The 26,439-nt window shown below is 70.9% G+C and carries 26 protein-coding genes; 8 read left to right on the forward strand and 18 right to left on the reverse strand.

Features of this window, described 5'->3' with window-relative positions:
- Positions 1–5 precede the first annotated feature (5 nt).
- The 4 genes from Q7X29_RS21095 to Q7X29_RS21110 all read left to right on the forward strand — a co-directional run bounded on the left by Q7X29_RS21095 (position 6) and on the right by Q7X29_RS21110 (position 3,559).
- Positions 6–641 (forward strand): precorrin-8X methylmutase, encoded by a 636-nt coding sequence (locus tag Q7X29_RS21095; RefSeq protein ID WP_218718292.1) that lies wholly within the window; start codon positions 6–8, stop codon positions 639–641.
- Complete coding sequence (locus Q7X29_RS21100) at positions 638–2,185, forward strand: precorrin-2 C(20)-methyltransferase (RefSeq protein WP_316575156.1); 1,548 nt, start codon at positions 638–640, stop codon at positions 2,183–2,185. Before Q7X29_RS21095 ends, Q7X29_RS21100 begins: the two co-directional genes overlap by 4 nt.
- A gap of 165 nt (positions 2,186–2,350) precedes the next feature.
- Complete coding sequence (locus Q7X29_RS21105) at positions 2,351–2,872, forward strand: ubiquitin-like domain-containing protein (protein ID WP_316575157.1); 522 nt, start codon at positions 2,351–2,353, stop codon at positions 2,870–2,872.
- A 144-nt stretch (positions 2,873–3,016) separates the two neighbouring features.
- Entirely contained in the window at positions 3,017–3,559 is a 543-nt protein-coding gene (locus Q7X29_RS21110; protein ID WP_218718295.1) for a PadR family transcriptional regulator, read from the forward strand.
- 5 nt (positions 3,560–3,564) lie between these two features.
- On the opposite strand, the gene Q7X29_RS21115 is transcribed toward Q7X29_RS21110, so the two are convergent.
- From Q7X29_RS21115 to Q7X29_RS21125, 3 genes are all read right to left on the reverse strand, one after another.
- Positions 3,565–4,317, reverse strand: a complete 753-nt coding sequence (locus Q7X29_RS21115) for a cobalt-precorrin-6A reductase (protein WP_374104856.1) — start codon at positions 4,315–4,317, stop codon at positions 3,565–3,567.
- 262 nt (positions 4,318–4,579) lie between these two features.
- Positions 4,580–5,833 carry a precorrin-6y C5,15-methyltransferase (decarboxylating) subunit CbiE gene (cbiE, locus tag Q7X29_RS21120; protein ID WP_316575158.1) on the reverse strand — a complete coding sequence of 418 codons (1,254 nt, stop codon included), beginning with the start codon at positions 5,831–5,833 and terminating at the stop codon, positions 4,580–4,582.
- Entirely contained in the window at positions 5,812–6,564 is a 753-nt protein-coding gene (locus Q7X29_RS21125; protein ID WP_218718297.1) for an SDR family NAD(P)-dependent oxidoreductase, read from the reverse strand. Before Q7X29_RS21125 ends, cbiE begins: the two co-directional genes overlap by 22 nt.
- A gap of 98 nt (positions 6,565–6,662) precedes the next feature.
- Here Q7X29_RS21125 and Q7X29_RS21130 point away from each other — a divergent pair, with 98 nt between their 5' ends.
- Positions 6,663–7,061, forward strand: coding sequence for a TIGR03618 family F420-dependent PPOX class oxidoreductase (locus Q7X29_RS21130; RefSeq protein ID WP_218718298.1), 399 nt, complete (start codon positions 6,663–6,665; stop codon positions 7,059–7,061).
- Positions 7,062–7,071: 10 nt separating this feature from the next.
- On the opposite strand, the gene Q7X29_RS21135 is transcribed toward Q7X29_RS21130, so the two are convergent.
- Positions 7,072–8,199, reverse strand: coding sequence for a M24 family metallopeptidase (locus Q7X29_RS21135; RefSeq protein ID WP_316575159.1), 1,128 nt, complete (start codon positions 8,197–8,199; stop codon positions 7,072–7,074).
- Positions 8,200–8,317: 118 nt separating this feature from the next.
- Between Q7X29_RS21135 and Q7X29_RS21140 the strand changes: the two genes are divergently transcribed.
- Positions 8,318–9,289, forward strand: a complete 972-nt coding sequence (locus tag Q7X29_RS21140) for a 5'-3' exonuclease (RefSeq protein ID WP_316575160.1) — start codon at positions 8,318–8,320, stop codon at positions 9,287–9,289.
- Between the two features lie 58 nt (positions 9,290–9,347).
- Here the strand turns inward: Q7X29_RS21140 and Q7X29_RS21145 are convergent, their stop codons facing one another.
- From Q7X29_RS21145 to Q7X29_RS21175, 7 genes are all read right to left on the reverse strand, one after another.
- Positions 9,348–10,076, reverse strand: coding sequence for a DUF4333 domain-containing protein (locus Q7X29_RS21145; RefSeq protein ID WP_218718301.1), 729 nt, complete (start codon positions 10,074–10,076; stop codon positions 9,348–9,350).
- Between the two features lie 119 nt (positions 10,077–10,195).
- Entirely contained in the window at positions 10,196–12,892 is a 2,697-nt protein-coding gene (locus Q7X29_RS21150) for a DEAD/DEAH box helicase (RefSeq protein WP_218718302.1), read from the reverse strand.
- Between the two features lie 3 nt (positions 12,893–12,895).
- A complete protein-coding gene (gene tatC, locus Q7X29_RS21155; RefSeq protein WP_316575161.1) occupies positions 12,896–13,849 on the reverse strand; it encodes a twin-arginine translocase subunit TatC in 954 nt (317 codons plus the stop codon).
- Between the two features lie 95 nt (positions 13,850–13,944).
- Positions 13,945–14,211 (reverse strand): Sec-independent protein translocase subunit TatA, encoded by a 267-nt coding sequence (gene tatA, locus Q7X29_RS21160; RefSeq protein ID WP_218718304.1) that lies wholly within the window; start codon positions 14,209–14,211, stop codon positions 13,945–13,947.
- A gap of 92 nt (positions 14,212–14,303) precedes the next feature.
- The gene (locus Q7X29_RS21165; RefSeq protein WP_218718305.1) at positions 14,304–15,332 is read right to left on the reverse strand and encodes a 2-dehydropantoate 2-reductase; all 1,029 of its coding nucleotides are present in this window, start codon (positions 15,330–15,332) and stop codon (positions 14,304–14,306) included.
- Complete coding sequence (locus Q7X29_RS21170; RefSeq protein WP_218718306.1) at positions 15,329–16,312, reverse strand: helix-turn-helix transcriptional regulator; 984 nt, start codon at positions 16,310–16,312, stop codon at positions 15,329–15,331. The genes Q7X29_RS21165 and Q7X29_RS21170 overlap by 4 nt, the downstream gene beginning before the upstream one ends.
- Complete coding sequence (locus tag Q7X29_RS21175; protein WP_218718307.1) at positions 16,309–17,304, reverse strand: helix-turn-helix transcriptional regulator; 996 nt, start codon at positions 17,302–17,304, stop codon at positions 16,309–16,311. The genes Q7X29_RS21170 and Q7X29_RS21175 overlap by 4 nt, the downstream gene beginning before the upstream one ends.
- A 105-nt stretch (positions 17,305–17,409) precedes the next feature.
- Between Q7X29_RS21175 and Q7X29_RS21180 the strand changes: the two genes are divergently transcribed.
- On the forward strand, positions 17,410–17,724 hold the full coding sequence (locus Q7X29_RS21180; protein WP_218718308.1) for a thiamine-binding protein: 315 nt from the start codon (positions 17,410–17,412) through the stop codon (positions 17,722–17,724).
- Positions 17,725–17,742: 18 nt separating this feature from the next.
- Here Q7X29_RS21180 and Q7X29_RS21185 read toward each other — a convergent pair whose 3' ends face one another.
- The 6 genes from Q7X29_RS21185 to Q7X29_RS21210 form a co-directional block, all read right to left on the reverse strand.
- Positions 17,743–18,198, reverse strand: a complete 456-nt coding sequence (locus Q7X29_RS21185; RefSeq protein ID WP_218718309.1) for a MaoC family dehydratase — start codon at positions 18,196–18,198, stop codon at positions 17,743–17,745.
- Positions 18,195–19,688 carry a long-chain-fatty-acid--CoA ligase gene (locus Q7X29_RS21190; protein ID WP_218718310.1) on the reverse strand — a complete coding sequence of 498 codons (1,494 nt, stop codon included), beginning with the start codon at positions 19,686–19,688 and terminating at the stop codon, positions 18,195–18,197. Before Q7X29_RS21190 ends, Q7X29_RS21185 begins: the two co-directional genes overlap by 4 nt.
- Positions 19,689–19,864: 176 nt before the next feature.
- On the reverse strand, positions 19,865–21,064 hold the full coding sequence (gene pcaF, locus Q7X29_RS21195; protein ID WP_316575162.1) for a 3-oxoadipyl-CoA thiolase: 1,200 nt from the start codon (positions 21,062–21,064) through the stop codon (positions 19,865–19,867).
- Positions 21,061–22,218 (reverse strand): acyl-CoA dehydrogenase family protein, encoded by a 1,158-nt coding sequence (locus tag Q7X29_RS21200; RefSeq protein WP_218718312.1) that lies wholly within the window; start codon positions 22,216–22,218, stop codon positions 21,061–21,063. The genes pcaF and Q7X29_RS21200 overlap by 4 nt, the downstream gene beginning before the upstream one ends.
- Before the next feature lie 20 nt (positions 22,219–22,238).
- A complete protein-coding gene (gene fabG / locus Q7X29_RS21205) occupies positions 22,239–22,991 on the reverse strand; it encodes a 3-oxoacyl-ACP reductase FabG (protein ID WP_316575163.1) in 753 nt (250 codons plus the stop codon).
- A 16-nt stretch (positions 22,992–23,007) separates the two neighbouring features.
- Entirely contained in the window at positions 23,008–24,159 is a 1,152-nt protein-coding gene (locus Q7X29_RS21210) for an acyl-CoA dehydrogenase family protein (protein WP_218718314.1), read from the reverse strand.
- Between the two features lie 138 nt (positions 24,160–24,297).
- Here Q7X29_RS21210 and Q7X29_RS21215 point away from each other — a divergent pair, with 138 nt between their 5' ends.
- Entirely contained in the window at positions 24,298–24,933 is a 636-nt protein-coding gene (locus Q7X29_RS21215) for a TetR/AcrR family transcriptional regulator (RefSeq protein WP_218718315.1), read from the forward strand.
- 92 nt (positions 24,934–25,025) lie between these two features.
- Here Q7X29_RS21215 and pafA read toward each other — a convergent pair whose 3' ends face one another.
- Positions 25,026–26,384 carry a Pup--protein ligase gene (gene pafA / locus Q7X29_RS21220; RefSeq protein WP_186817494.1) on the reverse strand — a complete coding sequence of 453 codons (1,359 nt, stop codon included), beginning with the start codon at positions 26,382–26,384 and terminating at the stop codon, positions 25,026–25,028.
- Positions 26,385–26,439 lie beyond the last annotated feature (55 nt).

Consider the following 26,439-nt stretch of genomic DNA (forward strand, 5'->3'; position numbering starts at 1 on the left):
TCCGCATGTCCGATGTGCGTACCAGCTACCTCACCGACGGGGCCGAGATCTATCGGCGCTCGTTCGCGACGATCCGCGCCGAAGCCGACCTGGCCGGTTTCCCCGCCGATGTCGAGCGGGTCGCGGTGCGCATGATCCACGGCTGCGGGCAGGTCGATCTGGCCGCCGACATCGCCTACTCGCCCGGCGTGGTCGCCGCCGCGCGCGCCGCGCTGCACGCGGGCAAGCCGATCATCTGCGACGCGAACATGGTCGCCTCGGGCGTCACCCGCAAGCGCCTGCCCGCCGACAACGCGGTGCTGTGCAACCTCACCGACCCACGGGTGCCCGCGCTCGCCGCCGAGCTGGGCAACACCCGGTCGGTGGCCGCGCTGGAACTGCTGCGCGATCAGCTCGACGGCGCCGTGGTCGCCATCGGCAACGCCCCCACCGCGCTGTTCCACCTGCTCGACATGCTCGACGCGGGCGCGCCGACGCCCGCCGCGATCATCGGCATCCCGGTCGGCTTCATCGGCGCCGCCGAATCCAAGCAGGCGCTCATCGACTTCGGCGGGATCGAATACCTCACCGTACGTGGCCGTCGCGGTGGCAGCGCGATCACCGCCTCGGCCCTCAACGCGATCGCGAGCGAACAGGAATGAGCGAGATCAGCACCGGCAAACTGTGGGGCATCGGCCTGGGCCCCGGCGATCCCGAACTGGTGACGGTGAAGGCGGCCCGCCTGATCACCGCCGCCGATGTGGTGGCCTTCCACAGCGCCCGGCACGGTCGCAGCATCTCGCGCGGGATCGCGGAGCCCTACCTGCGCCCGGGCCAGATCGAGGAGCACCTGGTCTACCCGGTGACCACCGAGACCACCGACCATCCCGGCGGCTATCAGGGCGCGATCGACGAGTTCTACGAGCAGGCCGCCGCCCGGCTCGCCGTGCACCTGGCCGCCGGGCGCTCCGTGGCCCTGCTGGCCGCCGGTGACCCACTGTTCTACAGCTCCTACATGCACATGCATCGCCGGCTGGCCGACCGGTTCGAGGCCGAGATCGTCCCCGGCATCACCTCGGTCAGCGCGGCGTCGGCGGCGCTGGGCACCCCGTTGGTCGAAGGCGAGCAGGTGCTCACCGTGCTCCCGGGCACGATGCCGGTCGAGGAGCTCACCCGCCGGCTGCGCGATACCGACGCCGCCGCGATCATGAAGCTCGGCCGCACCTATCCCGGTGTGCGCCAGGCACTGTCGGACTCCGGCCGACTCGACGACGCCTACTACGTGGAGCGGGCCAGCAGCACCCGCGAACGGGTGATGGCCGCCGCCGACGTCGACGCGGCCGACGTGCCCTACTTCGCGATCACCCTGGTGCCCGGTCCGGCACCGACGACGCCGATCGTCGCCCGCGACAAGGCCGCGCGCGCCACCCAGGCCACCCCGGCCGCTCCCGCGACGGCGGGCGAGGTCGTCGTGGTCGGGCTCGGCCCCGGCGACACCGCGTGGACGACACCGGAGGTCACCACCGCACTGGCCGAAGCGACCGACCTCGTCGGCTACACCACCTACATCGACCGCGTGCCCGTGCGGCCGGGTCAGCGCAGGCACGCCAGCGACAACAAGGTCGAATCCGAACGGGCCGCCATGGCGCTGGATCTGGCCAAGCGGGGCGCCAGGGTCGCGGTCGTGTCCTCGGGCGATCCCGGGGTGTTCGCGATGGCCGCCGCGGTCCTCGAGGTGTCGGCCGAGCCGCAGTTCGAGCAGGTGCCGGTGCGGGTCCTGCCCGGCCTGACCGCGGCCAATGCCGTCGCGAGCCGGGTGGGCGCGCCGCTCGGGCACGACTACGCGATGATCTCGCTCTCCGATCGCCTCAAGCCGTGGGACGTTGTCGCCCAGCGTCTTTCGGCCGTCGCGGCCGCCGATATGGCGATCGCCATCTACAACCCGGCCTCCTCGCAACGCCGCTGGCAGGTGGGCGCCATGCGCGATGTGCTGCTGGCGCACCGGGCGCCGGAGACGCCGGTGGTGCTCGGGCGCGATGTCGGCGGGCCGACCGAATCGGTCCGGGTGATCACCCTCGGCGAGCTCGATCCCGACGAGGTCGACATGCGGACGCTGCTGATCATCGGCTCGTCGACCACCGCCGCGTTCCAGACCAGGGAGGGCACCCGCGTGTTCACCTCCCGGCGCTACGGCACGACCGTCTAGCACGGCCGCCCGCCACGAGGACACCCGCGAGGTCAGCCGGATCCCGGGTGTGCGGTGGCACACTGGGGTGCGGCGGGCCCGTCCCGCCATGGCACAAGCGTGACATCTCGTTTCCTGGTTCGATTCCCCAACGCGTCCTCGCGGACGATGAAAGGACTCACCACGATGAGAGTTCAGCACCACGCACCTCGCACCACTTCCTTACGCCACGCGGTGGCGACCGGACTGACCGCGGTGGTACTGGCCGCGCCGGTCGCGGCCCTGGTCGTCCCCGCCATCGCGTCGGCACAGCCCGCACCACCGCCTCCCAGCGCACCCGCGACACCCGGCGCCCCCGCGACACCGGGCGAATCCGCGGCACCGGGTGAATCCTCGGCTCCCGGGGTATCGGGAGCGCCCGCGGCCCCTGCTGCGCCCGCCTCGCCCGGTCTGCCCGGCGCGCCCGCGGCACCGATCGCGGAGTCGCTCACGCTGGCGGTCACGAACGCCGACGGGGCCGGTTTCGCGGTCACCGTCGACGCGGCGGCGCCCGTCGACACCCTGAAGGTGCTCGTCGAGGAGCAGACCGGCATCCCCGTAGAGCAGCAGCGACTGCTGATCGACGGTGACGTCGAGCTCGTCGACGGCACCTCGCTCGCGCAGTACCAGCTCGGCGACGGCGACACCGTCACCCTCGCCTCGCGCTGATCGAGCCGCGCGGCGGTGACCCGCACGACGGTCGACCGGGTCACCGCCGCACCGGCGAACACACCGCAACACCTGCGGTCTTGGTGGACAGCGCACCCAGGCGTAACATTCCACTTAGGAATGTCGTTCGAAGGGAGTTGACCGTTGACCGATACCGCGACTCGACGCCGCCCGCTGAACTCCACCGCGGCCTCGCTACTGGGGTTCCTGCACGAAGGCCCGATGTCGGGCTGGGACCTCGCGACCCAGGCCCAGCAACGGATCGGCGACTTCTGGACGATCACCCAGAGTCAGGTCTACCGCGAGCTGACCACCATGGACGCCGCCGGCCTGGTGACCAAGGGCGAACGCGGCGCCAGGGAACGCACGCCCTACCGGATCACCGACACCGGCCGCGAGGCCTTCGCCGAATGGATCGCCCGCGATCCCGGCGCCGAGACGATCCGGGTGCCGCTGCTGCTCACGCTGTCCTTCGGCGAACATCTCGAGCCGGCGCATCGCGATCGGATCATCGCCGCCAACAAGAACATCCACCAGGATCGGCTCGACCGCTACCTCGACGAGGACCCCACCGCGCTCGCCCCGCACCAGCGCGCCACCCTCGAATTCGGCATCGCCTACGAACGGGCGGTCCTGCACTGGTTCGACCAGCTCCCGCACATCTTCACCGGGCCGCGACCGCAGTGAGCGGCTCAGCGCACCCGAGGTGACGCGGCGTCGTGCAGCCAGTCCACGGCGGCGCCGACCTCCTCCACCGTCACCGCGCCCGCGGGCAGCGGCGGCCGGTCGATCATCACCACCGGCAGGCCCGCCGTGCGGGCCGCGAAGATCTTCGCCTCGGTCTGCTCGCCACCGCTGTTCTTGGTGACCAGCACATCGATCCGGTGCCGGGACATCAGCACCAGTTCGTCGTCGAAGGTGAACGGCCCCCGGGCCAGCAGCAATTCGTAGCGCGGGGGCAGTGGTGCCGCGGGTGCGTCGATCGAGCGGATGACGAACCGGTGCCGCCCGCAGCCGGCGAAGGCGCCGACGCCCTGCCTGCCGATGGTGAGCAGCACCTGTTCGCCGTGCTCGGCCAGCGCGGCGGCGGCCGACCTCAGATCGGGCACCCGCGTCCACAGGTCACCGCGACGCTGCACCCATTCGGGGCGCCGCAGGTGCAGCGCGGGGATGCCGAGATCGTCCGCCGCGGTCGCCGCATGCGAGCTGACCTGCGCCGCGAAGGGATGGGTCGCGTCCACGACGGCGTCGATCGCGTTCTCGCGTAGCCAGGTTCGGAGGCCCTCGACACCACCGAACCCACCTATGCGCACCGGACCGACGGGCAACCGCGGCTGGGCGACCCGCCCGGCGAGGGAGGACACGATATCGAGTCCCCGTTCACCGGACGCGATCCGCGCCAGCTCCCGGGCCTCGCCCGTGCCGCCGAGGATCAGGACCCTCAGAACTGCCCGCAGACATCGGCCGAACCCGCCTCGACCAGCAACGGGCGCGCGGGTGCGGTGAACTTCGCGTACTTCATGTCACTTCCCATCATGAAAAAAGAGAACCGGCGGGATTTACCCGGAACGGCCACGACCCTACCCCCGAGGCACGCTTCTTACACCTTCGGTTCGTAACTTTCAGGGCGTCGGGACCCTGCGTGAACGCCGTCACCGTGATCTGCGCGTGATTTGTCCGTGATCGGAAATTCCGGGTCGCGCGCCGCTAACCAGCGGGTTTTGTGACGATCCACTGGGCGACCGGGAGGTGCGGCCGCCACGCGGTGAACCCACCGAGCGGTTCACCCCGGTAGATCTGGAATTTCCGCAGGGCGCCGCCGTGGGTGGCGGTCCAGTCCAGCAGCTGCGCTTCCGATTCCGCGGTGACCGCGTTGGCGACCAGGCGACCGCCCGGACGCAGCCGCTGCCAGCACTGCTCGAACACGCCGTCCTGGGTGAGCCCGCCGCCGAGAAATATCGCGTCCGGTGCCGGTAATTCCCGCTGGGCAAACTCCGAGCGCACCTCGCCCCCGACCGTTATTCCGGGAACGCCGAGCGCGGCGGCATTCACCGCGATCTGTTCGCGGCGCGCGGGGAGCCGTTCGAAGGTGACGGCCCGGCACAGCGGATGGGTGCGACACCATTCGATCGCGATGCTGCCGGAGCCACCGCCGACATCCCACAGCGTCTCGCCGGGCGCCGGGGCCAGCGCGGTGACCGTCAGGGCCCGGACCTCGGCTTTGGTGAGCTGACCGTCGCCGCTGAAGGCGGAGTCGAGCAGGCCGGGCAGGCGGGTGTCCCGACGGCCGCCGGGCTCGGCGACGCAGTCGATCGCGACGACGTTGAGCGGGTCGCCGTGCGGATGGGCCCAGCGTGCCGCGGTGCCGGTGACCACCCGTTCGGCGGGCCCGCCCAGCTGTTCGAGCACGGTGAGCGTGGACGCGCCGAACCCGTTGTCGCGCAACAACCGCGCCAGCAGCGGCGGCGTGGACTCGTCCTCGCTGAGCACCAGCACTCTGCGGCCCTCGGCCAGTTCGGGCAGCACCGTGGGCAACGGCCGGGCAACCACGCTCACCACGGGGACCTCGGCCAGCGGCCAGCCCAGCCGGGCACACGCCAGCGACGCCGAGGACGGCTGCGGAAACACCCGCAGCGACCGCGCGCCGAAGCGGCGGGCCAGGGTGACACCGATGCCGTAGAACATGGGGTCGCCGCTGGCGAGCACGCCGATGCGCCGATCGGCGTTGCGCGCGAACAACTCCGGCAGGGCGGGCAGCAGCGGACTCGGCCACGGCACCGCTTCGGCGTCGCCCGGCGGGAGCAGGGCCAGCTGACGCGGCGAACCGAAGACGACCTCGCACGCGGCGATGGCGGTGCGCGCCGGCTCACCGAGCCCGGACCAGCCGTCGGCGCCGATGCCGAGGACGACGATCGGGGAACCCGCCCAGGCCGACTCGGTCACCGCGGCATCCGGCGCCACACGAACCGCGGCATCAACCGCATCACGAAGAACATCACCGCGAGCCTGCCGGGCACCGCCACGGAGGTCTTGCCCTTGCCCAGGGCACGCACGACGGCGTCGGCGACCTGACCGGGGGTGCTGGCCATCGGCGCGGGTTCCATGCCGGTGGTCATCCGGCCGATCACGAAGCCGGACCGGACCAGCAGCAGCTGGACGCCGGTGCCGTGCAGGGCGTCACCGAGCCCGCTCGCGAAGCCGTCGAGTCCCGCTTTGGCCGAGCCGTAGACGTAGTTGGCGCGGCGCACCCGCACTCCGGCGATGGAGCTGAACACCACGATCTGCCCGGCGTCCTGGGCCCGCAGCAGCGTCGCGAGCGTGGTCAGGATGCTGACCTGGGCGACGTAGTCGGTGTGCACGACCGCGACCGCGTGCGCCGGATCCTGTTCGGCGCGTGCCTGATCGCCGAGCACGCCGAAAGCCACCACGGCCGTGCCGATGCCGCCGTGCTCGGCGGCGATCTTCTCCAGCAGCGGGGCGTGCGTGGCGGTGTCGTCGGCGTCGAATTCCACGGTGTGCACGGCGGTCGCGCCGGCCGCGCGTACCTGCTCGATCTCGGCGTCCAGCGCGCCGGACCGGCGGGCGGCCAGGATCACCACCCGTCCGGGCGCCAGTCGGCGCGCCACCTCGACGCCGATCTCACTGCGCCCGCCCAGGACCAGCACGGGTCCCTCGTTCTGCTGCGTTCCCATGGGCTCAGTCTGTCATCCGCCGCCGAGGCGGGACATCGGGTGGCCGGAGCCCAAACCCGTGCGGCGCGACGCCGATCGCCCCGACTACCGTTTCCCCCATGCCGACCGCCACGACACAGCTCTCCCCCGCCGCCCTCGACTTCGTCACCGAGCGGCACCTGGCCACCCTGACGACCCTGCGCGCCGACGGCACCCCGCACGTGGTCGCGGTGGGCTTCACCTGGGATCCCGACAGCGGGATCGCGCGAGTGATCACCGACGGCGCGTCGGTGAAGGCGCGCAACGCCGCACGGGGCGGATACGCGGCGGTGAGTCAGGTCGAGGGGCCGCGCTGGCTCACCCTCGAAGGACCGGCGACCGTGCTCACCGAGGCCGACGACGTGGCCGAGGCCGTGCGCCGCTACACCGCCCGCTACCGGGTGCCACGGGAGAACCCGACCCGTGTCGTGGTGGCGATCCAGGTGCGCCGGGTGCTGTCGTCGAGCACCCTGAAGTAGCCCGCGCCGCCTACAGGACGGTCAGACCGTGCGGGCGGTTGTTCATCGACTCGGCGCCGTCGGCGGTGACGACCACGATGTCCTCGATCCGGGCGCCCCACTTCCCGCGGAAGTAGATGCCGGGTTCGATGCTGAACGCCATGCCCGGCTCGAGCACCAGGTCGTTGCCCGCCACGATGTAGGGCTCCTCGTGCACCGACAGGCCGATGCCGTGGCCGGTGCGGTGCACGAAGGCGTCGCCCAGGCCCGCGTCGGCCAGCACGGTGCGCGCGGCCGCGTCGATGGACTCCGCGGTCACCCCCGGGCGTACCGCGGCCACCGCGGCGGCCTGGGCGGCCTCGAGCAGCGCCATCTGCTCGGCGACCTGCTTGCTCGGCGACCCGAGCACGTAGGTGCGGGTGGAGTCGGAGAAGTAGCCGGGTTCGACGGGGCCGCCGATATCGATGACGACGACGTCCCCGGCCTCGATCACCCGGTCGGAGACGCCGTGGTGCGGGTCGGCGCCGTGCGGGCCGCTGCCGACGATGACGAACGCCGCCTCGGTATGGCCCTCCTCGACGATGGCGGCGGCGATGTCGGCACCCACCTCGACCTCGGTCCGGCCGGGACGCAGGAATTCGCCCATCCTGGCGTGCACCCGGTCGATGGCGGCGCCCGCCCGGCGCAGCGCCTCGATCTCGGCCTCGTCCTTGATCATCCGCGACTGCCGCAGCACGGGCGTCGCCGAGGCGGGCAGGCCGGTGGTCGATTCCGCGAGCGGGATCAGGTGCAACGCGGGCATGGCGTCGGCGACGGCGATGCGCGAGCCGGCGTGCAGGGTCGAGCGCACCAGCTGATACGGGTCGACGCCGTCGACCCAGTCCAGGATCTGCAGACCGAGCTCACCGGCGGCCGAGCCGTCGAGCGAGGCCAGCTCGAGTTTCGGGATCACCACCGACGGCGTCGAACCGTCGGCGGGAATCACCAGGCAGGTGAGCCGTTCGAAGGATTCGGCGGCCGATCCGATGAGGTACCGCAGATCGGGACCCGGGGTGATGAGCAGGGCGTCCAGATGCGCCGCGCGCATCAGTTCGACCGCCCGCTCCAGCCGCTGACCGTAGACATTCGCCGCGAACCTGGCATCCGTGTGCGCGCTCATAGGGTCCGACGTTACCCGCCGCGGGCGCACGGGCCCAGGACGGCGTGATCTCCCGGGCACCGGACGCGCGTGCCGCGCGGCGGGCGCCGGACGGAGCTTTCGGGGCACAATCGACCCCGTGACCGCTGACCAGACCTCCCGTGGGCCCCTCCTGATCCTCGACGGCGCCAGCCTGTGGTTCCGCGCCTACTACGCGATCCCCGACAAGCTCAGGGCCGACGACGGACGCTCGGTGAACGCGCTGCGCGGATTCACCGACATGGTGGCTTCGCTGATCACCAAGCACCGGCCGAGCAGGCTGGTGGTCGGGCTCGACCTGGACTGGCGGCCGCCGTTCCGGGTGGCGCTGGTGCCGTCGTACAAGGCGCACCGGCTCGACACCAGCTCCGGCGCGGCACCGGGCGCCGAGGAGGTGCCCGACACGCTCACCCCACAGGTCGAGATGATCCTCGAGGTGCTCGCGGCCGCCGGGATCGCCACCGGCGGGGCCGAGGGGCTCGAAGCCGACGACGTGCTCGGCACGCTGGCCAGCCGGGAACGCACCGATCCGGTGGTCGTCGTCAGCGGTGACCGCGATCTGCTGCAGCTGGTCCGCGACGAGCCCGCGCCGCCGGTGCGAGTCCTCTACGCGGGCCGCGGCCTGGCCAAGGCCGAACTGTTCGGCCCCGTCGAGGTGTCGGCGAAATACGGTGTGCCGGAACAGAACGCGGGACCCGCCTACGCCGACATGGCGACCCTGCGCGGCGACGCCTCCGACGGACTGCCCGGTGTCGCCGGCATCGGCGACAAATCCGCCGCGCAGCTGATCTCGAAGTTCGGTTCGCTCGACGCCCTGCTGGCCGCGGTCGACGATCCCGGATCCGACCTCGCCAAGGGGGTGCGGGCGAAACTGGTTGCGGCCCAGGACTACCTGAAGGTCGCCGCGCCGGTCGTGCAGGTGGTGCGCGATGCCGAGGTGATCCTGTCCGGGCCCGACACGCTGCCCGCGACCCCGGCCGACCCCGATCGGCTGCTCGCCCTGGCGAGCGCCTACAACGCCGAGAGCCCGATCACCCGGCTCGTCACCGCGCTGACGGCGGCCCACCGCTGACACGACGCCGGGCCGCCCGCGTACCCGCGGACGGCCCGGACATCGTTGGTGCGGCAGCCTAGTTCGGGCGACCGACCTCGTAGGTGCCGTCGTCCTTGGTGATCTTGACGGTGACCTTCTTCGCCTCACCGCTGACCTTCAGATCGCAGGTGAAGGTCGCGTCGACCTTCACCTCCTGACCCGAGGGGCACGACACGTCGGAAACGTCGGCGATGCCGTAGGAGTCCTTCAGCACGCGCGAGACGCCGTCCTGCACGGCGGCGGAGTCGAGTTCGTCGGAGGAGAACACGACCAGGAGCAGACCGACGACGGCGGCGAGCACCAGCACGCCCGCCGCGATCAGACCGATCACCAGGCCCTTGCCCTTGCCGCCGGACGACGGGGGCTGCTGGCCCCACTGCTGCTGACCGGGCTGCTGCGGCTGCTGTCCCCACTGCTGCTGCGGCTGCTGACCCCACTGCTGCCCGGCGTTGGCGCCCTGGGCGTTCCAGTCCTGCGGCGGCGGCTGGGTCTGCCCCCACTGCTGCTGCGGGCCGGTCGGCTGCTGCGGCTGCTGTCCCCACTGCGGCTGCTGGGCAGGCTGCTGCGGCTGCTGACCCCACTGCGGCTGCGGCTGCTGCGCGTTCGGGTCACCCCAGTGCTGGGTGGGCTGGGCCTGCTGCGGCTGCTGCCCACCACCCCAGTGCTGGGTGGGACCGGCGCCACCGGCCCCCTGCTGACCTCCCCAGTGCTGGGTGGGATCGTTGCTTCCCTCCCCTGGGCCATTCGGTCCGTACGGGCCGCTCATCCACTCGCCTCCACTCGCATCGTTGTACATACGGTAGCCCCCCGCGCCAGGCCAGCCGCTTTCGCACGACTCCGCCATCACGGTCGGTACGCCAAGAAATCAAATCACAGACATATCCACTACGCGGCGTCCACCGCAACGACACCCCGCCGAACGGCACGGACCGCCTTGGCGGCGGTGGCCGCGACCTCGGGGTCGTCGGCGGTGTTGTGGATCTGGTCGAGCAGGTCGATGACCTGCCTGCACCAGCGCACGAAATCGCCCGCCGACAGCGGCGTGCCCTGATCGCCGCTGGCCAGCAACGCCTCGGCCAATGCGTCGCCGCGAGCCCACTTGTACACGCCAGTGACGAAACCGAGGTCGGGTTCGCGGGTCGGCGGCAGCTTGTGCCGCGCCTCGTCGGAGCGCAGCTGGGTCCACACCTCGATGGTCGCGCCGACCGCCCGGCGGATCGGTTCGGTCGGGCCGGACGCGGTGAGGAACCCGCCTTCCTGGCGCGACTCGTAGACCAGCGTGGAGACCACGGCCGCGAGTTCGGCCGGACCCAGCCCGCGCCACAGCCCCTGACGCAACACCTCGGCGACCACCAGATCGCTCTCGGCGTAGATCCGGGCCAGCCGCCTGCCGTCGGCGGTCACCTCGCCGTGCTCGACGAACCCCCGTTCCTCGAGCAGCCCGACGATCCGGTCGAAGGTGCGCGCCAGCGAATTCGTCGTCGCGGCAACCTTCTGGCGCATCGACTCGGTCTCGCGCGCCAGCCGGGCGTAGCGCTCGCCGGTGCGGCTGAGCTGTTCGCGGTCGGGCCGGTTGTGCGCCGGGTGCGAGCGCAGGCTGCGGCGCAGCGTGGACAGTTCACGGTCCTCGCCGCCGCGCGTGTGATCGTTGCGCCTGCGCCTGCCCGGCGCGGAGATCCCGGTGCTGCGCAGCGCCGAGGCCAGATCGCGGCGGATGCGCGCGGTGCGGTGATCGACGCGCCGTGGCAACCGCATGTGCCCGAGCGCTTCGGCGGGCACGGGGAAGTCCGCCGCCGAGACCCGGCCCGCCCAGTGGTCCTCGGTGAGTACCAGCGGACGCGGGTCGCCGGGAGTCTGGTCGGGTTCCAGGATCACCGCGAGCCCGGCCCGCCTGCCCGACGGAATCGCCACCACGTCACCGCGGCGCAGTTCGATCAGGGCCTTGACGGCGGCACCGCGTCGATCGGCGCGACCCTGCTGCTGGATCTCGCGCTCGCGCTGCTTGATCCGCTCGCGCAGCGACATGTACTCCATGAACCCGCCGTCGACGCCACCGAGCTGGCTCTCCAGTTTGCGCATCGCGCCCTGGTTGCGTTCGATGCCGCGCACCAGCCCGACGACCGACCGGTCGGCCTGGAACTGGGCGAAGGACCGCTCGAGCAGCGCTCGCGCCTCCTGCGCGCCCATCCGGTCGATCAGATTGATCGACATGTTGTACCCGGGGCGGAAGGAACTGCGCAGCGGATAGGTGCGGGTGGAGGCCAGGCCCGCGACCGCGCTGGTGTCGACCTCGGGCTGCCACAGCACCACCGCGTGGCCTTCGACGTCGATGCCGCGCCTGCCCGCCCGACCGGTGAGCTGGGTGTATTCCCCCGGCGTCAGTTCGGCGTGCGATTCACCGTTGAACTTCACCAGGCGCTCGAGCACGACGGTCCGCGCGGGCATGTTGATGCCGAGCGCCAGCGTCTCGGTGGCGAACACGGCCCGCACCAGGCCCTTGACGAACAGCTCCTCGACGGTGTGCCGGAACGCGGGCAGCATGCCGGCGTGATGGGCGGCCAGACCGCGGTGCAGCGCCTCGCGCCATTCCCAGTAGCCGAGCACCTCGAGGTCGCCCTTGGGCAGGTCGCCGGTGTGCTTCTCGATGATCTCGTCGATGTGGGCGGCGTCGTCGGGCCTGCTCAGGTCGAGGCGGGCGCGCAGGCACTGGGCCAGCGCGCCGTCGCAGCCCGCGCGACTGAAGATGAAGGTGATCGCCGGCAGCAGGCCTTCCTCGTCGAGGCGAGCCAGCACCTCCGGACGCGGCAGCGGGCGGAAGTTGCCGCGACCACCGCGCCCGCGCGGACCGCCGTAGCCCTGCATCCGGTCGGCGGCCTCGCGCTGGCGGATGAACCGCACCAGGTCCTCGTCGACCAGCACCTTCTGGTCGCTGGACTTGGTGTCGAACAGGTCGAACATCCGCCGGCCGACCATCACGTGCTGCCACAGCGGCACCGGCCTGGTCTCGTCGACCACCACGGCGGTGTCACCGCGCACGGTCTCCATCCACGCGCCGAACTCCTCGGCGTTGGACACCGTCGCCGACAGGCTCACCAGGCGCACGTCCGCCGACAGGTGCAGGATGACTTCCTCCCACACCGCGCCGCGGAACCGGTCGGCCAGGTAGTGCACCTCGTCCATCACGACATAGGACAGTCCCCGCAGCGAATCCGAGGACGCGTAGAGCATGTTGCGCAGCACCTCGGTGGTCATCACGACCACGGGCGCGTCGGGGTTGATCGACTGGTCCCCGGTGAGCAGGCCGACGCTGTCGCGGCCGTAGCGCGCGGTCAGGTCGGCGAACTTCTGGTTCGACAGCGCCTTGATCGGCGTGGTGTAGAAGCATTTGCCGCCCGAGGCCAGCGCGAGATGGACCGCGAACTCACCGACGATCGTCTTGCCCGCGCCGGTCGGGGCGCACACGAGCACGCTGTGCCCGTCCTCCAGCGCCGCGCAGGCGGTCCGCTGGAAAGGGTCGAGATCGAAAGAGATTTCGCTGGCGAACTGCGCCAACTCGTTGGCCCGCGCGGGAGAATCGGTCACCCGTCAGAGCGTATCGGAGTAGTCCGACACCGGGCGTGTGGTTTTCTCCGGGTCGGCGACCGGGTCCGCGGGCCGCACCGGATCCGGCGTGTCCAGCGGGGAGGCTTCCTCGTCCGACAGCGCGCCCCAGCCCTCGTTCACCGCGCGACGGGCCCGGCGGGCGTCGTTGAACCGGGCGAACTGCACCGCCAATTCGAACAGCACCGTCAGCGCGATCGCCAGCGCCAGCATCGAGAACGGGTCCTGCGGGGTCACGATCGCCGCGAAGACGAACAGGCCGAAGATGATGCCGCGCCGCCACGCCTTGAGCTTCACGTACGGCAGCACGCCGACCAGGTTCAGCCCGATGATGACCAGCGGCGTCTCGAAGCTGACGCCGAAGATGATCAGCAGCTGGATGATGAAGCCGAAGTACTGGGTACCACTGAGCGCGGTGATCTGGACGTTGTCACCGATGGTCAACAGGAACGACAACGCGTGCGAGACGACGACGTAGGCCAGCACGGCGCCGGTCACGAACAGCACGGTGCCCGACACCACGAACCCGACCGCGTAGCGGCGTTCCTTGGCGTAGAGGCCGGGGGTGATGAAGGCCCACAGTTGGTACAGCCAGAACGGCGCCGCCATCACGACACCGGCGGTGAAGCCGACCTTCAAGCGCAGCATGAACTGTTCGAAGGGGGCGGTCGCCAGCAGGCGGCAGGCGCCGTCGGGGCTCAGACTCGCCCTGGCCGACTCGGGCAGCGCACAGTACGGTCCGCGCAGGATCTCGCCCAGGCTCTCGATGCCGAAGAACGGGTGCGCGTACCAGAAGAAGCCGACGAGCGTGGTGACCGCGATCGCGGCCAGCGCCAGCAACAGCCGGGTGCGCAGTTCCTGCAGGTGCTCGACCAACGACATGGTGCCGTCGGGATTCGTCCTGCGCTTGCTGCGCCGTGGATCGAATGGAATGCGCATGGTGGGTGGTGGCCTCTAACCCTCGGTCCGGCGGATGCTCGACAACAGCACTCAGCCCCGGAGCGGTTGTCTCGCTCCGGGGGTGAACACCGAGGTCAGGCCGACTTCTGGCCCTGCTGCGGTTCGACGATCGGAGTCTGCGCCTGCGGGGCCGAGGCGGGCAGCTGCTGCTGCGGCGCCGGGGTGGCGGTCGGCGGGGTGGCCGGGGTGGCCGACTCCGACTGCATCTGCCCGACCTCGCTCTTGAAGATCCGCAGCGACCGGCCGAGACCGCGCGCCGCGTCCGGCAGCCGCTTCGCGCCGAAGAGCAGGACGAACAGCAACGCGATGATCAGCAGGTGCGTCCAGCTGAACGTGCCCATTATCAGATACCTCCAAAGACTGTGGTGATTACCGATGCTACCTGCACTCGGACCGTGGTGACCGGTCACCCGCAGCGGTGTTCGCCACGCGTTCAACCCTGGACGGCGGACGCCGCCCCGGTCAGCTCGGCGAACAACCGGCTGCCGGTGAACCGGCGGGTGTCCCCCGATTCGGCTCGGCGGATCAGCTCGGTGAGCCTGCGATTGACCGGTGTCGGCCGCCCGACCATCTCACCGAGGCGCACGATTTCGCCGCACAACCACGCGATTTCCGTCCGCCTGCCCAGGGCGAGGTCGTCGGCCATCGAGGAGCGAGCCAGCGGATCGATGGCCAGGACCCGGCCGAAGACCCGGCGGAAGACGACGTCGGGGACACGCAGCAGATGCACCATGAGTTCCGGCGGGATCGCCGTCAGCTGGGCGGGACGAATTCGCGCAGTGTTCATCACCGCGAGGGCTTCGGCCTGGGCGAGCGCGAGACAGCGCCGGTAGTCGCGCTCGGCGAGTTCCTCGCGCAGCGGCCGCCCGGACAGCGCGTTGATCGGGTTGTTGAGGTTCAGCAGCAGCTTGGCCCACTGCACCGGACGCAGGTCGCGATAGCGGCGCAGCGGCAGGCCCGCGGCCCGGAACTGCTCGGCGAACCGGTCGACCACCGGGTCGTCCTGGATCGCGACGACGCCGTCGCTGCCCCGGTGGAAGCGCCCGTTGCCGCGGTGCACCACATTGAACGGGACCATGCCGGGCAGCACGACGCTGGTGGGCAGGATGTCCCGGATCAGGGTGTCGTTGCCGATGCCGTTCTGCAGGCTCACCACCGGCGTGCCGGGGCGCAGCCTGCCCGCGACGGTCCGGACGACCGAGGCGGTGGCGGCGGATTTCACGGTGACCAGGACGAGGTCGGCCAGTTCCGGCTCATCCGGTTCCAAGGCCAGCCCGAAGCGATCCGGCGACACGTCGATCGACCCGCCGTCGAGGTCGGTCAGGTGCAGTCCGTGCTCGGCGATGTCGTCGAGCACGCGCTGGCGGCCGACGAAGATCACGTCCAGCCCGGCCGCGGCCAGATGTCCGCCGATGAAGACCCCGATGCTGCCCGCGCCGAGGACCAGTACTCGCTGGTTCACGCGGTTTCGGTCTCCCCGGGCAGTCCGGCGGCCGCGTAGGCGGCCAGGGCGGCGTCGGCGCGGTCACGCACCGCCGCCACCAGGTCCGGCGGGCCGAGCACGCTGACGCCGGTGCCGAAGCCGAGCAGCAGGCGGGCCATCCAGTCGGCGGAGGCGAAGCGCATGCCCGCCTCGATGCTGCCGTCGGGGCGCGACTCGATGCGGTGCATCGGGTACTGGTCGAGCACCCAGGCGTAGTCGGCGCGGATGCGCAGCCGGGCCAGCGGCACGTCGGGGTCGTCCTGGAACAGGTCGAGGGCGGCCGCGTCGGCGGCGGCGTGACTGGGCGGACGGGCCGGTTCGTCGAGTTCGGTGGCGTCCTCGATCCGGTCGAACCGGAACAGGCGCACGCCCTCGGCCTGCCTGCACCACGCCTGCAGGTAGCTGTTGTTGTCGACGAGCACCACGCGGATCGGGTCGACGATTCGTTCGGAGACCTCGTCGCGGCTGGCCGAGTAGTACACCAGGCGCAGGGCGCGGGCGTCGGCGAGCGCGGCGCGCACGGTGGCGACGACCGGCTGCTCGACGGGCACGGCGGCCGGGGTGCCGGTGACGACGGCGTCGGTGCTGGCGATGGCCGATTCGATCTTGGCGATCGCGGCGTGCGCGGCGGTCGGGTCGACCATGCCCGGCATCTCCACGATCGAGCGCAGCGCGACCAGTAGCGCGGTCGCCTCGGTGGAGGTCAGCCGCAGCGGCCGGTCGATGCCCGCGGAGAAGGTGACCTCGATGCTCTCCTCGGAGAACGACAGGTCGATCAGGTCGCCGGGCCCGTACCCGGGCAGCCCGCACATCCACAGCTGATTGAGGTCGCTCATCAGCTGTTTGGTGCTCACCCCGAGCTCGGCGGCGGCCTCGGCGGCGCTGATGCCGGGGTGCGCGAGCAGGTACGGCACCATGTTCAGCAGGCGCGAAAGGCGTAGGGACAGGCGCGAACTCACGACGCCACCTCCGTGTGGTCGAGTACCGACCGTAGCCGGTTCATCACGTCGGCGCGCAGTTCCGGCGGATCCAGCACGAGGACATCGGGACCGAGACCGGTGATCAGCCGGGCCACCCAGTCGCGGGAGCGGACCGGCACTTCGACGACCGAACCGTCGCGGCCGCCGAGCTCACGGTCACCGAGTTCGGTACCGATGCGGCGCAGCTCGCGACCGCGGCCCTTGGCGACCCAGACGGTGGCCGAGCCGGTGACCGGCGCGTCGCCGGTGACCCGGTCGACGATGGCGCGCAGGTCGGCGTCGGCGGGCTTGCGGACCGCGTTGAGCGGTCCGTACGGCGTGACCTCGCCACCGATGCGCGACAACCGGAAGGTGCGCACGGCGTCTCGCTCGCGGTCGTGCCCGACCAGATACCAGCGACCGTGCCGGGTCACCACACCCCAGGGCTCCACATCGCGGGTGACGAACGGATCGGTGATGGCGCTGTGGTGTCCGAACCGCACCGCCTGCCCGGCGTCGATCGCCGCGAGCAACTCGCGCAGCACCGGTTCCGAGCCGCGAGTGCGGGCGGGCACCGCGGGTACCGACACCCCGACGTTGTCCGTCTCGACGGTGACGCCGGCCGCGCGCAGCTTCAACAGCGCGCCCTCGGCGGCGCTCGCCAGCTCGGGCGAGGCCCACATCTGCACGGCGACGGCCACCGCGGCGGCCTCCTCGCTGGACAGGTCGATGTCGGGCAGTTCGTAGGCGTCGCGGTTGATCCGGTAGCCCTCGAGTGTCGAGAACCGCCCCACGGGGCCCACTTCCAGCGGAATGCCCAGATCGCGCAGTTCGTTCTTGTCGCGCTCGAACATCCGGCTGAACGCCTCGTCGGTCGCGGAGTCCTCGTAACCGGCCACGCTGGCGCGAATGCGCTCGGCGCTCAGGAACTGCCGGGTCGACAGCAGCGCGATGACCAGATTCATCAGCCGCTCGACCTTGGATATCGCCACCCGATAGAGGGTAATGGTCGGCTGACCGTCGCGGCGCGTCGGCGCACGGTTGCCGACCCTCCGGGCGGGGAGAATGGTCCGGATACCCGCAGCGAAAGGACCATCATGCTTGTTGCGTTCTCCGTGGCGCCCAGTGGCGCCGCCCACGCCGACGGGTCGGTCGGCGCGGCCGTGGCGGCGGCCGTCCGCGTGGTGCGCGCCTCGGGGCTGCCGCACCGGACCGACGCCATGTTCACCACCATCGAGGGCGACTGGGACGAGGTGATGGCGGTGGTGAAGTCGGCCTGTGACGCGATCCTCGCCGTCGCGCCGCGATGCAGCCTGGTGCTCAAGGCCGATCTGCGGCCCGGCGTCACCGACGCGCTGACCACGAAGGTCGAGACGATCGAGCGCTATCTGGCCGAGGGCGACGGCTACTAGACCGCCGCCCCGGACGATTCAGCTCAGATAGCGGGCGATGGCGTCGGCCACGCAGGCGGGCCGCTCGGCGCCCTCCAGTTCCACGGTGACGCGCCGGTGCGCCTGCACGCCGCCGGGCACCTCGGTGACCTCGGTGAGCGCCACGCGGCCGCGGATGCGGCTGCCCACGGGGACCGGGGTGAGGAATCGGACCCGGTCGAGGCCGTAGTTGATCGCCGCGCTCGCGGCGCTGACCGTCATCACCTGCTGGGTGATCGGCACGATCAGCGACAGGGTGAGGAAACCGTGCGCGATGGTCGTGCCGTACGGGCCCGCGGCGGCCCGCACCGGATCGACGTGGATCCACTGGTGGTCTCCGGTCGCCTCGGCGAACCGGTCGATCCGGTCCTGGTCGATCGTGATCCAGTCGCTGGGGCCGAGTTCGGTGCCCGCGGCCGCGCGCAGGGCGTCGAAATCGGCGAAATCCGTGGTCATGCCGCTCCTCCGAAGCGTCGGCGCAGTTCGCGCTTGAGCACCTTGTGGGTGGGCCCGAGCGGCAGCTCGGTGACGAACTCCACCCGGCGCGGGTACTTGTATCGGGCCACCTGTTGCTTGCCGAACTCGATCACGTCCTCGGCGGTCAGCTCGCCGTCGGCCACCACGACGGCCACGATCTCCTCACCGTAGTGCTCGTCGGGCACCCCGATCACCGCGACCTGCGCGATCCGCGGATGCCGTACCAGCGCGGCCTCGACCTCCGTCGGATACACGTTGAATCCGCCGCGCAGGATCATCTCCTTGATCCGGTCGACGATCCGGATCCGGCCGGTCTCGTCGCGGGTGCCCAGATCGCCGGTGCGGAACCAGCCGTCGACGACGGCGGCCGCGGTGGCCTCGGGTCTGCCGGTGTAGCCGTTGAACACGTTGTGCCCGCGCACCACCACCTCACCGGTCTCGCCGACCGGCAGCAGCGCGATCCGGTCACTGATCGCGGGGTCGGCGATCTCCACGTCGACGCCCCAGACCGGATGCCCGACGGTGCCCGCCTCCGCGCCGTAGATCGGCTGGTTGACCGCGGCGGTCGGCGAGGTCTCCGACAGTCCGTAGCCCTCGAGCACGGGCGCGCGGAAGATCCGTTCGAAGTCCTCCAGGATCGCGACCGGCAGCGCCGCACCGCCGCTGACGCACAGTTTCAGTGCGGGCAGTTCCGGCGCCCGCGCCGCCGCCTCGATGAGCGCGATGTACATCGTGGGCACCCCGTGGAAGAGGTTGACCTTCTCCGCCGCCATCAGCGCGATCGCCTGGGCCGCGTCGAATCTCGGCAGCAGCACCAGCGTCCCGCCGACGCGCCAGTGCGAGTTCATCGACACGGTCTGTCCGAAGACATGGAACAGCGGCAGCGCGCCGAGCGCGATGTCGTCGCGGTGGACCTCGTTGGCGTCGAAGGTGTTCACCGTCGCGCACATCACCATGTTGAGGTGATTGAGCTCGGCGCCCTTGGGCGTGCCGGTGGTCCCGCTGGTGTAGAAGACGACGGCGGTGTCGAGCGGACCGCGCGAGACGAACGCCGCAATCGCCTCGCCGACGAGCTCCGCGGGGGCGACGACGTCGATGCCGGCGCCGGCGGCCGCCGCGGCGCCGGTCTCGGCCACCATCGGATGACAGATCAGCAGCGCCGCCGCGCTGTCGCGCAGCACGTATTCCATCTCGGGCGCGGTGAGCAGCAGGTGCACCGGCACCACCGTCGCGCCCGCGGCGAGGATCGCGAAATACGCCCGCGGGAAGTCGGCGGTGTTCGGGCACAGCAGGGCCACCCGGTCACCGGGACGGATCCCGCGCGCGATCAGGGCGCCGGCCTGCTCGCGTGCCTGTCGCCAGAGATCGGCGAAGGTGATGCGATGCTCGCCTTCGATCAACGCGAGATGATCGGGGCGGCGGCGAGCCGGTTCGGCGAGGATGCTCGCCAGGGAGAGTGTGGCATTCATGAGGATTCCTGGAGTCGACAGCTTCGGCGAGGGAGCGCGCACCCACGGTGTCGCGCGGTAGACGACCGGATCGGTCGGAGTTCGGGGGCCTCGGCCCGTACCGGTTGCGCGCTCGGTGCGGCACGCAGACTTCGGCCCGGTCGGGTCGAGGCCCGGCGCTGATCGGCCGGGGCCGGTCAGCGATGGAGATGGACCGCCAGGCCCTGCCCGACACCGACGCACAGCGTGGCGACGGCGTGCCGGGCGTCGCGATCGGCCAGCTCGATCGCGGCGGTGAGCGCCAGGCGAGCACCGCTGGCACCGAGCGGATGCCCGAGGGCGATGGCGCCGCCGTTCGGGTTCACGTGCTCGGCGTCGTCGGGCAGCCCGAGTCCACGCAGCACCGCCAGCGCCTGGGCGGCGAAGGCCTCGTTGAGTTCGACGACATCGATGTCGGCGATCCCCAGACCCGTTCGCGCGAGCAGCTTCTCGACCGCGGGCACCGGGCCGATACCCATCACGCGCGGTGGCACACCCGCGGCCGTCACCGCACCGATCTCGGCCAGCGGCGTCAGCCCGTAGCGGTCCACCGCGACCTCGGAGGCGATCAGCACCGCGGCGGCACCATCATTGATACCGGAGGAGTTGCCCGCGGTGATCGAGCCGCCGGGCACCACGGCACGCAACCCGCCGAGTGCCTCGATGCTGGTCTGCCGCGGATGTTCGTCCCGGTCGACGACAACCGGTTCGCCGTGCCGCTGCGGGACCGGCACCTGCGCGATCTCGCGGGCCAGCCTGCCCCGCGCGATCGCCGCCGCCGCCCGCTGCTGCGACCGCAGCGCGAAGGCGTCCTGATCGGCACGGGCGATGCCGTGCTCGTCGGCGACGTGCTGGGCGGTCTCGGGCATCGAATCGATGCCGTATTCCGCCCGCATCCGCGGATTGACCAGCCGCCAGCCCAGCGTGGTGTCGGCCAGCTGCGCCGAACGGTCCCACGGCGCACCGGCTTTCGGCATCACGTACGGCGCCCGGGTCATCGACTCGACACCCCCGGCGATGACGAGATCGGCGTCACCGGCCTTGATCGCCCTGGCCGCGTAGCCGATCGCGTCCAGTCCCGACGCGCACAGCCGGTTGACTGTCACGCCGGGAACCTCCACCGGCAGTCCGGCCAGCAGCGCCGCCATCCGGGCGACATTGCGATTGTCCTCGCCCGCCTGGTTCGCGCAGCCCAGCACCACGTCGTCGACCCCGGCCCAATCGACGGCCGGGAGCCGTCGGGTGAGCGCGGCGATCGCGCGGGCGGCCAGATCGTCGGGGCGCACCTCGGCCAGCGCGCCGCCGTAGCGGCCGAACGGCGTGCGGACGCCGTCGACCAGATACGCGCGGCCGGTCACAGGCCCATGTCCTTGGCGATGATCATCTTCATCACCTCGCTGGTGCCGCCGTAGATCCGGTTCACCCGGTTGTCGGCGTACAGGCGGGCCACGGGATATTCGGTGATGTAGCCGTATCCGCCGTGCAGCTGCAGGCAGCGGTCGATCACCCGGGAGGCGACCTCGGTGCAGAACAGCTTCGCCGAGGCGGCGTCGGCCGGGCTGAGTTCGCCCCGGTCGAGCGCGTCGAGCGCGCGGTCGACCACGGCTTCGGCGGCGTCCACCTCCGCCCGGCAGGCGGCCAGCTCGAACTTGGTGTTCTGGAAGTGCGCCACCGGCTGACCGAAAACGGTCCGGCCCCTGGTGTATTCGAGGGCGAACCGGATCGCCGACTTGGCTTGGGCGTAGGCGCCGACCGCGATGGACAGGCGCTCCTGCGGCAGGTTCTGGCCGAGGTAGGCGAAGCCCTGGTGCGCCTCGCCGAGCAGGTCGGCCACCGGGACCCGCACATCGGTGAAGGATAGTTCGGCGGTGTCGGACACCTTCAGCCCGAGCTTGTCGAGCTTGCGGCCGACCGCGTACCCGGGCGAGGTGGTGTCGACGACGAACAGCGAGATCCCGTGGCGGCGATCGGTCTCCGACGGCGGGGCGGTCCGCGCGCACACGATCACCCGGTCGGCGTGCACGCCACCGGTGATGAAGGTCTTCGCCCCGTTGAGCACGTAGTGGGTGCCGTCCTCGGACAGCTGCGCGGTCGTGCGCATCCCGGCCAGGTCGGACCCCGTGCCGGGCTCGGTCATCGCGATGGCGAACATGATCTCGCCCGAGACGAATCCGGGCAGCCAGCGCTGCTTCTGTTCGTCGGTCGCGAGGTTCTTCAGGTACGGCAGGCACAGGCCCACGTGCACGCCCGACCCGCCGAAAGACACACCGGCCCTGGCGGTTTCCTCCATGAGGATCGCCTGGAACTTGAACGAGTCGATCCCCGCGCCGCCGTACTCCTCGGGCACCTCGATCCCGAAAACCCCCAGCTCGGCCAGCGAGCGGTAGAACTCGCGCGGCACGATGCCCGCCTCGTACCACTGGTCGTAGACCGGCACGACCTGCGACTCGATGAACGCGCGCGCGGTCTTGCGAAACGCCTCGTGCTCATCGGTGAAAACTGTGCGCTGCATTGAAACTGGTCTCCCGCGATTCAGAGACGGCGTCCGCCGTCGACGTACAGGGTTTGGCCGGTGACGAATCCGGCCTCGTCGGAGGCGAGGAACGCGACCACGTTGGCGATGTCGTCGGGGGTCCCGACCCGGCGCAGCGGCGTGATCGCGGCGGTCTTGGCCTGCAGTTCCTCGGCGCTGACGCCGATCCGGGCCGCGGTGGCCGCGGTCATCTCGGTGGCGATGAAGCCGGGCGCGACGGCGTTGACGCGGATGCCGAACGGGCCGAGTTCCATGGCCAGCGTGCGGGTCAGCCCCTGGATGCCCGCCTTGGCCGCCGCGTAGTTGGCCTGTCCTCGATTGCCCAGCGCCGACACGCTCGAGGTGTTGACGATCGCGCCGCCGCCGCGCTCGACCATGTGCTGCTGGGCGGCCTTGCTGCACAGGAACGCCCCGCGCAGGTGTACGGCCATGACGGTGTCCCAGTCGTCCACCGACATCTTGAACAGCAGGTTGTCGCGCAGCACGCCGGCGTTGTTCACCAGCACGTCGAGCGAGCCGAGCTCGGCGACCGTGCGCGCCACCGCCGCGGCCACCGAATCCTCGTCGGCGACATCGCAACCGAGCCCGATCGCGGTGCCGCCCGCGGCGTTGATCTTGCCCGCGGTCAGCACGGCCGCGGCGGCGTCGAGGTCGACGACGGCGACGGCGTGCCCGGCGGCCGACAGCCGGGCGGCCGTGGCCGCGCCGATGCCGCGGGCCGCCCCGGTGACGAAAGCGGTTCTGTGGGTCATGGTTCGTACTCCTCTGTCAGACGATGGCGTTCACGCCGGTGAGGGCGCGGCCGATGAGCAGTTTCTGGATCTGGGTGGTGCCCTCGTAGAGGGTCAGTACGCGGGCGTCGCGCAGGTACTTGGCGACCGGGTACTCGTCGATGTAGCCGTAGCCGCCGAAGACCTGGATCGCGTTGTTGGCCGCCTTGACCGCGGCCTCGGAGGCGAACAGCTTCGCCATCGAGGCGGCGGTGCCGAACGGCTCGCCCCGGTCGACGAGATCGGCGGCGCGCCAGGCCAGCAGTCGGGCGGCCTCGGTCTCCACCGCGATGTCGGCGAGCAGTTCCTGGACCAGCTGGTAGCCCGCGATCGGCTTGCCGAACTGTTCGCGCTCGCCCGCGTAGCGCACCGCGGCCTCGAGGCAGGCGCGGGCCAGGCCGACACAGCCGGCGGCCACCCCCATCCGGCCCTTGTCCAGCGCCGCCATCGCGATGCGGAAGCCCTGACCCTCCTCGCCCAGGCGCAGCGCGTCGGGCACCCGGACACCGTCGAGGACCAATTCGGCGGTGGCCTGCCCGCGCAGGCCGAGCTTGCCCTTGATCTCGGTCCGGCCGAAGCCGGGCGCGTCGGTCGGGACGAGGAAGGCGGTCACCCCCTTGGGCCCCGGTCCCCCGGTGCGCGCGAAGACCAGCGCGACATCGGCCCAGGTGCCGTTGGTGATGAAGATCTTGGTGCCGTCGATGACCCAGTCCGACCCGTCCCTGGTGGCGCGGGTGATCAGGTTCGCCGCGTCGGACCCGGTCCCCGGCTCGGTCAGCGCGAAGCATCCGAGCTGCTCGCCCGCGCACAGCGGCGGCAGGAAGCGGCGCTTCTGCTCCTCGGTGCCGTAGGTCGCGATCGACTTGCCGACCAGACCCAGCGAGACCGACACGATGCCGCGGACCGCGCTGTCGCCCCGGCCGAGCTCCTCCAGCAGCACGCAGTAGGCCAGCGCGTCACCGCCGGAGCCGCCGTACTCCTCGTCGATCCCGATGCCGAGAAAGCCCAGCGCGCCGAGTTTGCCGACGATGGCCGGGTCGACCGATTCCTGCCGATCCCAGTGCGCGGCATGCGGCACGACTTCCTTGTCCACCCATGTGCGGGCGAGCTCGCGCAGGTCGCTGTGCGCTTGCGTGAGTGCGAGATCCATCGGACCACTCCTGAACCAAACGGTGTTAGGTTTACTCGGGCACCGTATCCTAACGCCGTTCGGTTAATCAAGGGCCGAATCGGCGATCGGTGATACCGTTCGAAGCCCTATCGGACCCGAGCAGACGAGGAGTGGCGCATGGCGAGGCCGCGCGTACCGCTGTTGAGCCGCGAACGCATTCGCGACACCGCGCTGGCCATGGTCGACCGCGACGGCCTCGCCGAGGTCTCCATGCGCAAGCTGGCCGCCGAACTCGGCGTGCAGGCCGCCTCGCTCTACGGCCACTACCCGAACAAGGACGACCTGTTCGACGACATCGCGACGGGCATCATGAGCCACGTCGACACCTCGGCCTTCGACACCATGGCCTGGGACGACGGCCTGGCCGCCTGGGCCCGCAGCTACCGCTCGGCGCTGGTCGCGCACCCGAATTTCGTGCCCTACCTCGCGGCGGGCCCCGGCCGCCGGGCGGAGAACCTGCGCGCGGCCGACGCCGTGCACGGTGGGCTGGTCGGCGCGGGCTGGCCACCGCGCTACGCGACCATGATCGGCGCGGCCACCCGCTACCTGGTGATGGGCTCGACGGTCGGTTCGTTCGCGGGCGGATTCGCCGACGACGTGCAGGTCTACCGGGACCGCTACCCGCACCTGAACCAGGCGCACCTGCTGCGCGCGATCGCCGACGAGATCGATGACGACAGCTTCGAACTGGCCCTGACCTCGTTCATCGCCGGCCTGCGCGGCACCTACGCGAGCGTCGTCGGCCCCGATTGAGCCCGGACGCGACGACGGGACCGGTGGCGTCTACGCAATCGCTCCCTTGCGCCACCGGTCCCGTCGCCGAGCCCCCCGTCTCGGGGGTTCGCCTACATCGAGGCGATCAGCCGATCGACGCGCTCGTCGACCGACCGGAACGGATCCTTGCACAACACGGTGCGCTGCGCTTGATCGTTCAACTTCAAATGCACCCAGTCGACCGTGAAATCGCGCCCGGCTTCCTGCGCGGCGGTGATGAAGTCACCGCGCAGCTTGGCGCGCGTGGTCTGCGGCGGGGTCTCCACCGCGGCGTCGACGGCCTCGTCCTCGGTGATCCGCTTGGCCAGCCCCTTGCGCTGCAGCAGATCGAAGACGCCGCGACCCCGCTTGATGTCGTGGTAGGCCAGGTCGAGCTGGGCGATCTTCGGATCCGACAGCTCCATGCTGTAGCGGTCCTGGTAGCGCTGGAACAGCTTGCGCTTGATCACCCAGTCGATCTCGGTGTCGACCTTGGCGAAGTCCTGCGCCTCGACGGCGTCGAGAGTGCGGCCCCACAGATCCACCACCGCGTCGACCTGCGGGTCGCGGTCGCGGTTGCGCAGGTGCTCGACGGCGCGGGCGTAGTACTCGCGCTGGATCTCGAGCGCGCTGGCCTGCCTGCCACCGGCCAGCCGCACCGGACGGCGGCCGGTCAGATCGTGGCTGACCTCGCGGATCGCCCGGATCGGGTTGTCGAGGGCGAAGTCGCGGAACGAGACGCCCGCCTCGATCATCTCCAGCACCAGCGACGCGGTGCCCACCTTGAGCATCGTCGTCGGCTCGGCCATGTTGGAGTCGCCCACGATCACGTGCAGACGCCGGTACTTCTCGGCGTCGGCGTGCGGCTCGTCGCGGGTGTTGATGATCGGGCGCGAGCGGGTGGTCGCCGAGGAGACGCCCTCCCAGATGTGCTCGGCGCGCTGGGACAGGCAGAACGTGGCCGCCTTGGGCGTCTGCAGGACCTTGCCCGCACCGCAGATGAGCTGGCGGGTGACCAGGAACGGCAGCAACACGTCCGAGATCCGGGAGAACTCACCCGCGCGGACCACGAGAAAGTTCTCGTGGCAGCCGTAGGAGTTGCCCGCGGAGTCGGTGTTGTTCTTGAACAGGTAGATGTCGCCGCCGATGCCTTCCTCGGCGAGGCGCTGTTCGGCGTCTATCAGCAGGTCCTCCAGCACCCGCTCACCGGCCCGGTCGTGGGTGACCAACTGCACCAGGCTGTCGCATTCTGCGGTGGCGTACTCGGGATGCGATCCGACGTCGAGGTACAACCTGGCACCGTTTCGAAGGAAGACATTAGAGCTACGGCCCCAGGACACCACCCGGCGGAACAGGTACCGGGCCACCTCGTCGGGGGACAGCCGACGGTGACCGTGGAAGGTGCATGTCACACCGAACTCGGTCTCGATCCCCATGATTCGTCGCTGCACACTATCGACACTACAGCCATGACCAGGGCCCGCGCGGCGCTCCGGACATCCCATT

The organism is Nocardia canadensis, assembly GCF_032656385.1.
GTDB lineage: Bacteria > Actinomycetota > Actinomycetes > Mycobacteriales > Mycobacteriaceae > Nocardia > Nocardia canadensis.

Bases quoted from the DNA above. Each gene is read 5' to 3' on its own strand.
- Q7X29_RS21095 (WP_218718292.1), top strand. From the start codon at position 6: ATGTCCGATGTGCGTACCAGCTACCTCACCGACGGGGCCGAGATCTAT.
- Q7X29_RS21100 (WP_316575156.1), top strand. From the start codon at position 638: ATGAGCGAGATCAGCACCGGCAAACTGTGGGGCATCGGCCTGGGCCCC.
- Q7X29_RS21105 (WP_316575157.1), top strand. From the start codon at position 2,351: ATGAGAGTTCAGCACCACGCACCTCGCACCACTTCCTTACGCCACGCG.
- Q7X29_RS21125 (WP_218718297.1), bottom strand. From the start codon at position 6,564: ATGGGAACGCAGCAGAACGAGGGACCCGTGCTGGTCCTGGGCGGGCGC.
- Q7X29_RS21130 (WP_218718298.1), top strand. From the start codon at position 6,663: ATGCCGACCGCCACGACACAGCTCTCCCCCGCCGCCCTCGACTTCGTC.
- Q7X29_RS21135 (WP_316575159.1), bottom strand. From the start codon at position 8,199: ATGAGCGCGCACACGGATGCCAGGTTCGCGGCGAATGTCTACGGTCAG.
- Q7X29_RS21145 (WP_218718301.1), bottom strand. From the start codon at position 10,076: ATGAGCGGCCCGTACGGACCGAATGGCCCAGGGGAGGGAAGCAACGAT.
- tatC (WP_316575161.1), bottom strand. From the start codon at position 13,849: ATGCGCATTCCATTCGATCCACGGCGCAGCAAGCGCAGGACGAATCCC.
- tatA (WP_218718304.1), bottom strand. From the start codon at position 14,211: ATGGGCACGTTCAGCTGGACGCACCTGCTGATCATCGCGTTGCTGTTC.
- Q7X29_RS21180 (WP_218718308.1), top strand. From the start codon at position 17,410: ATGCTTGTTGCGTTCTCCGTGGCGCCCAGTGGCGCCGCCCACGCCGAC.
- Q7X29_RS21185 (WP_218718309.1), bottom strand. From the start codon at position 18,198: ATGACCACGGATTTCGCCGATTTCGACGCCCTGCGCGCGGCCGCGGGC.
- Q7X29_RS21190 (WP_218718310.1), bottom strand. From the start codon at position 19,688: ATGAATGCCACACTCTCCCTGGCGAGCATCCTCGCCGAACCGGCTCGC.
- Q7X29_RS21200 (WP_218718312.1), bottom strand. From the start codon at position 22,218: ATGCAGCGCACAGTTTTCACCGATGAGCACGAGGCGTTTCGCAAGACC.
- fabG (WP_316575163.1), bottom strand. From the start codon at position 22,991: ATGACCCACAGAACCGCTTTCGTCACCGGGGCGGCCCGCGGCATCGGC.
- Q7X29_RS21210 (WP_218718314.1), bottom strand. From the start codon at position 24,159: ATGGATCTCGCACTCACGCAAGCGCACAGCGACCTGCGCGAGCTCGCC.
- Q7X29_RS21215 (WP_218718315.1), top strand. From the start codon at position 24,298: ATGGCGAGGCCGCGCGTACCGCTGTTGAGCCGCGAACGCATTCGCGAC.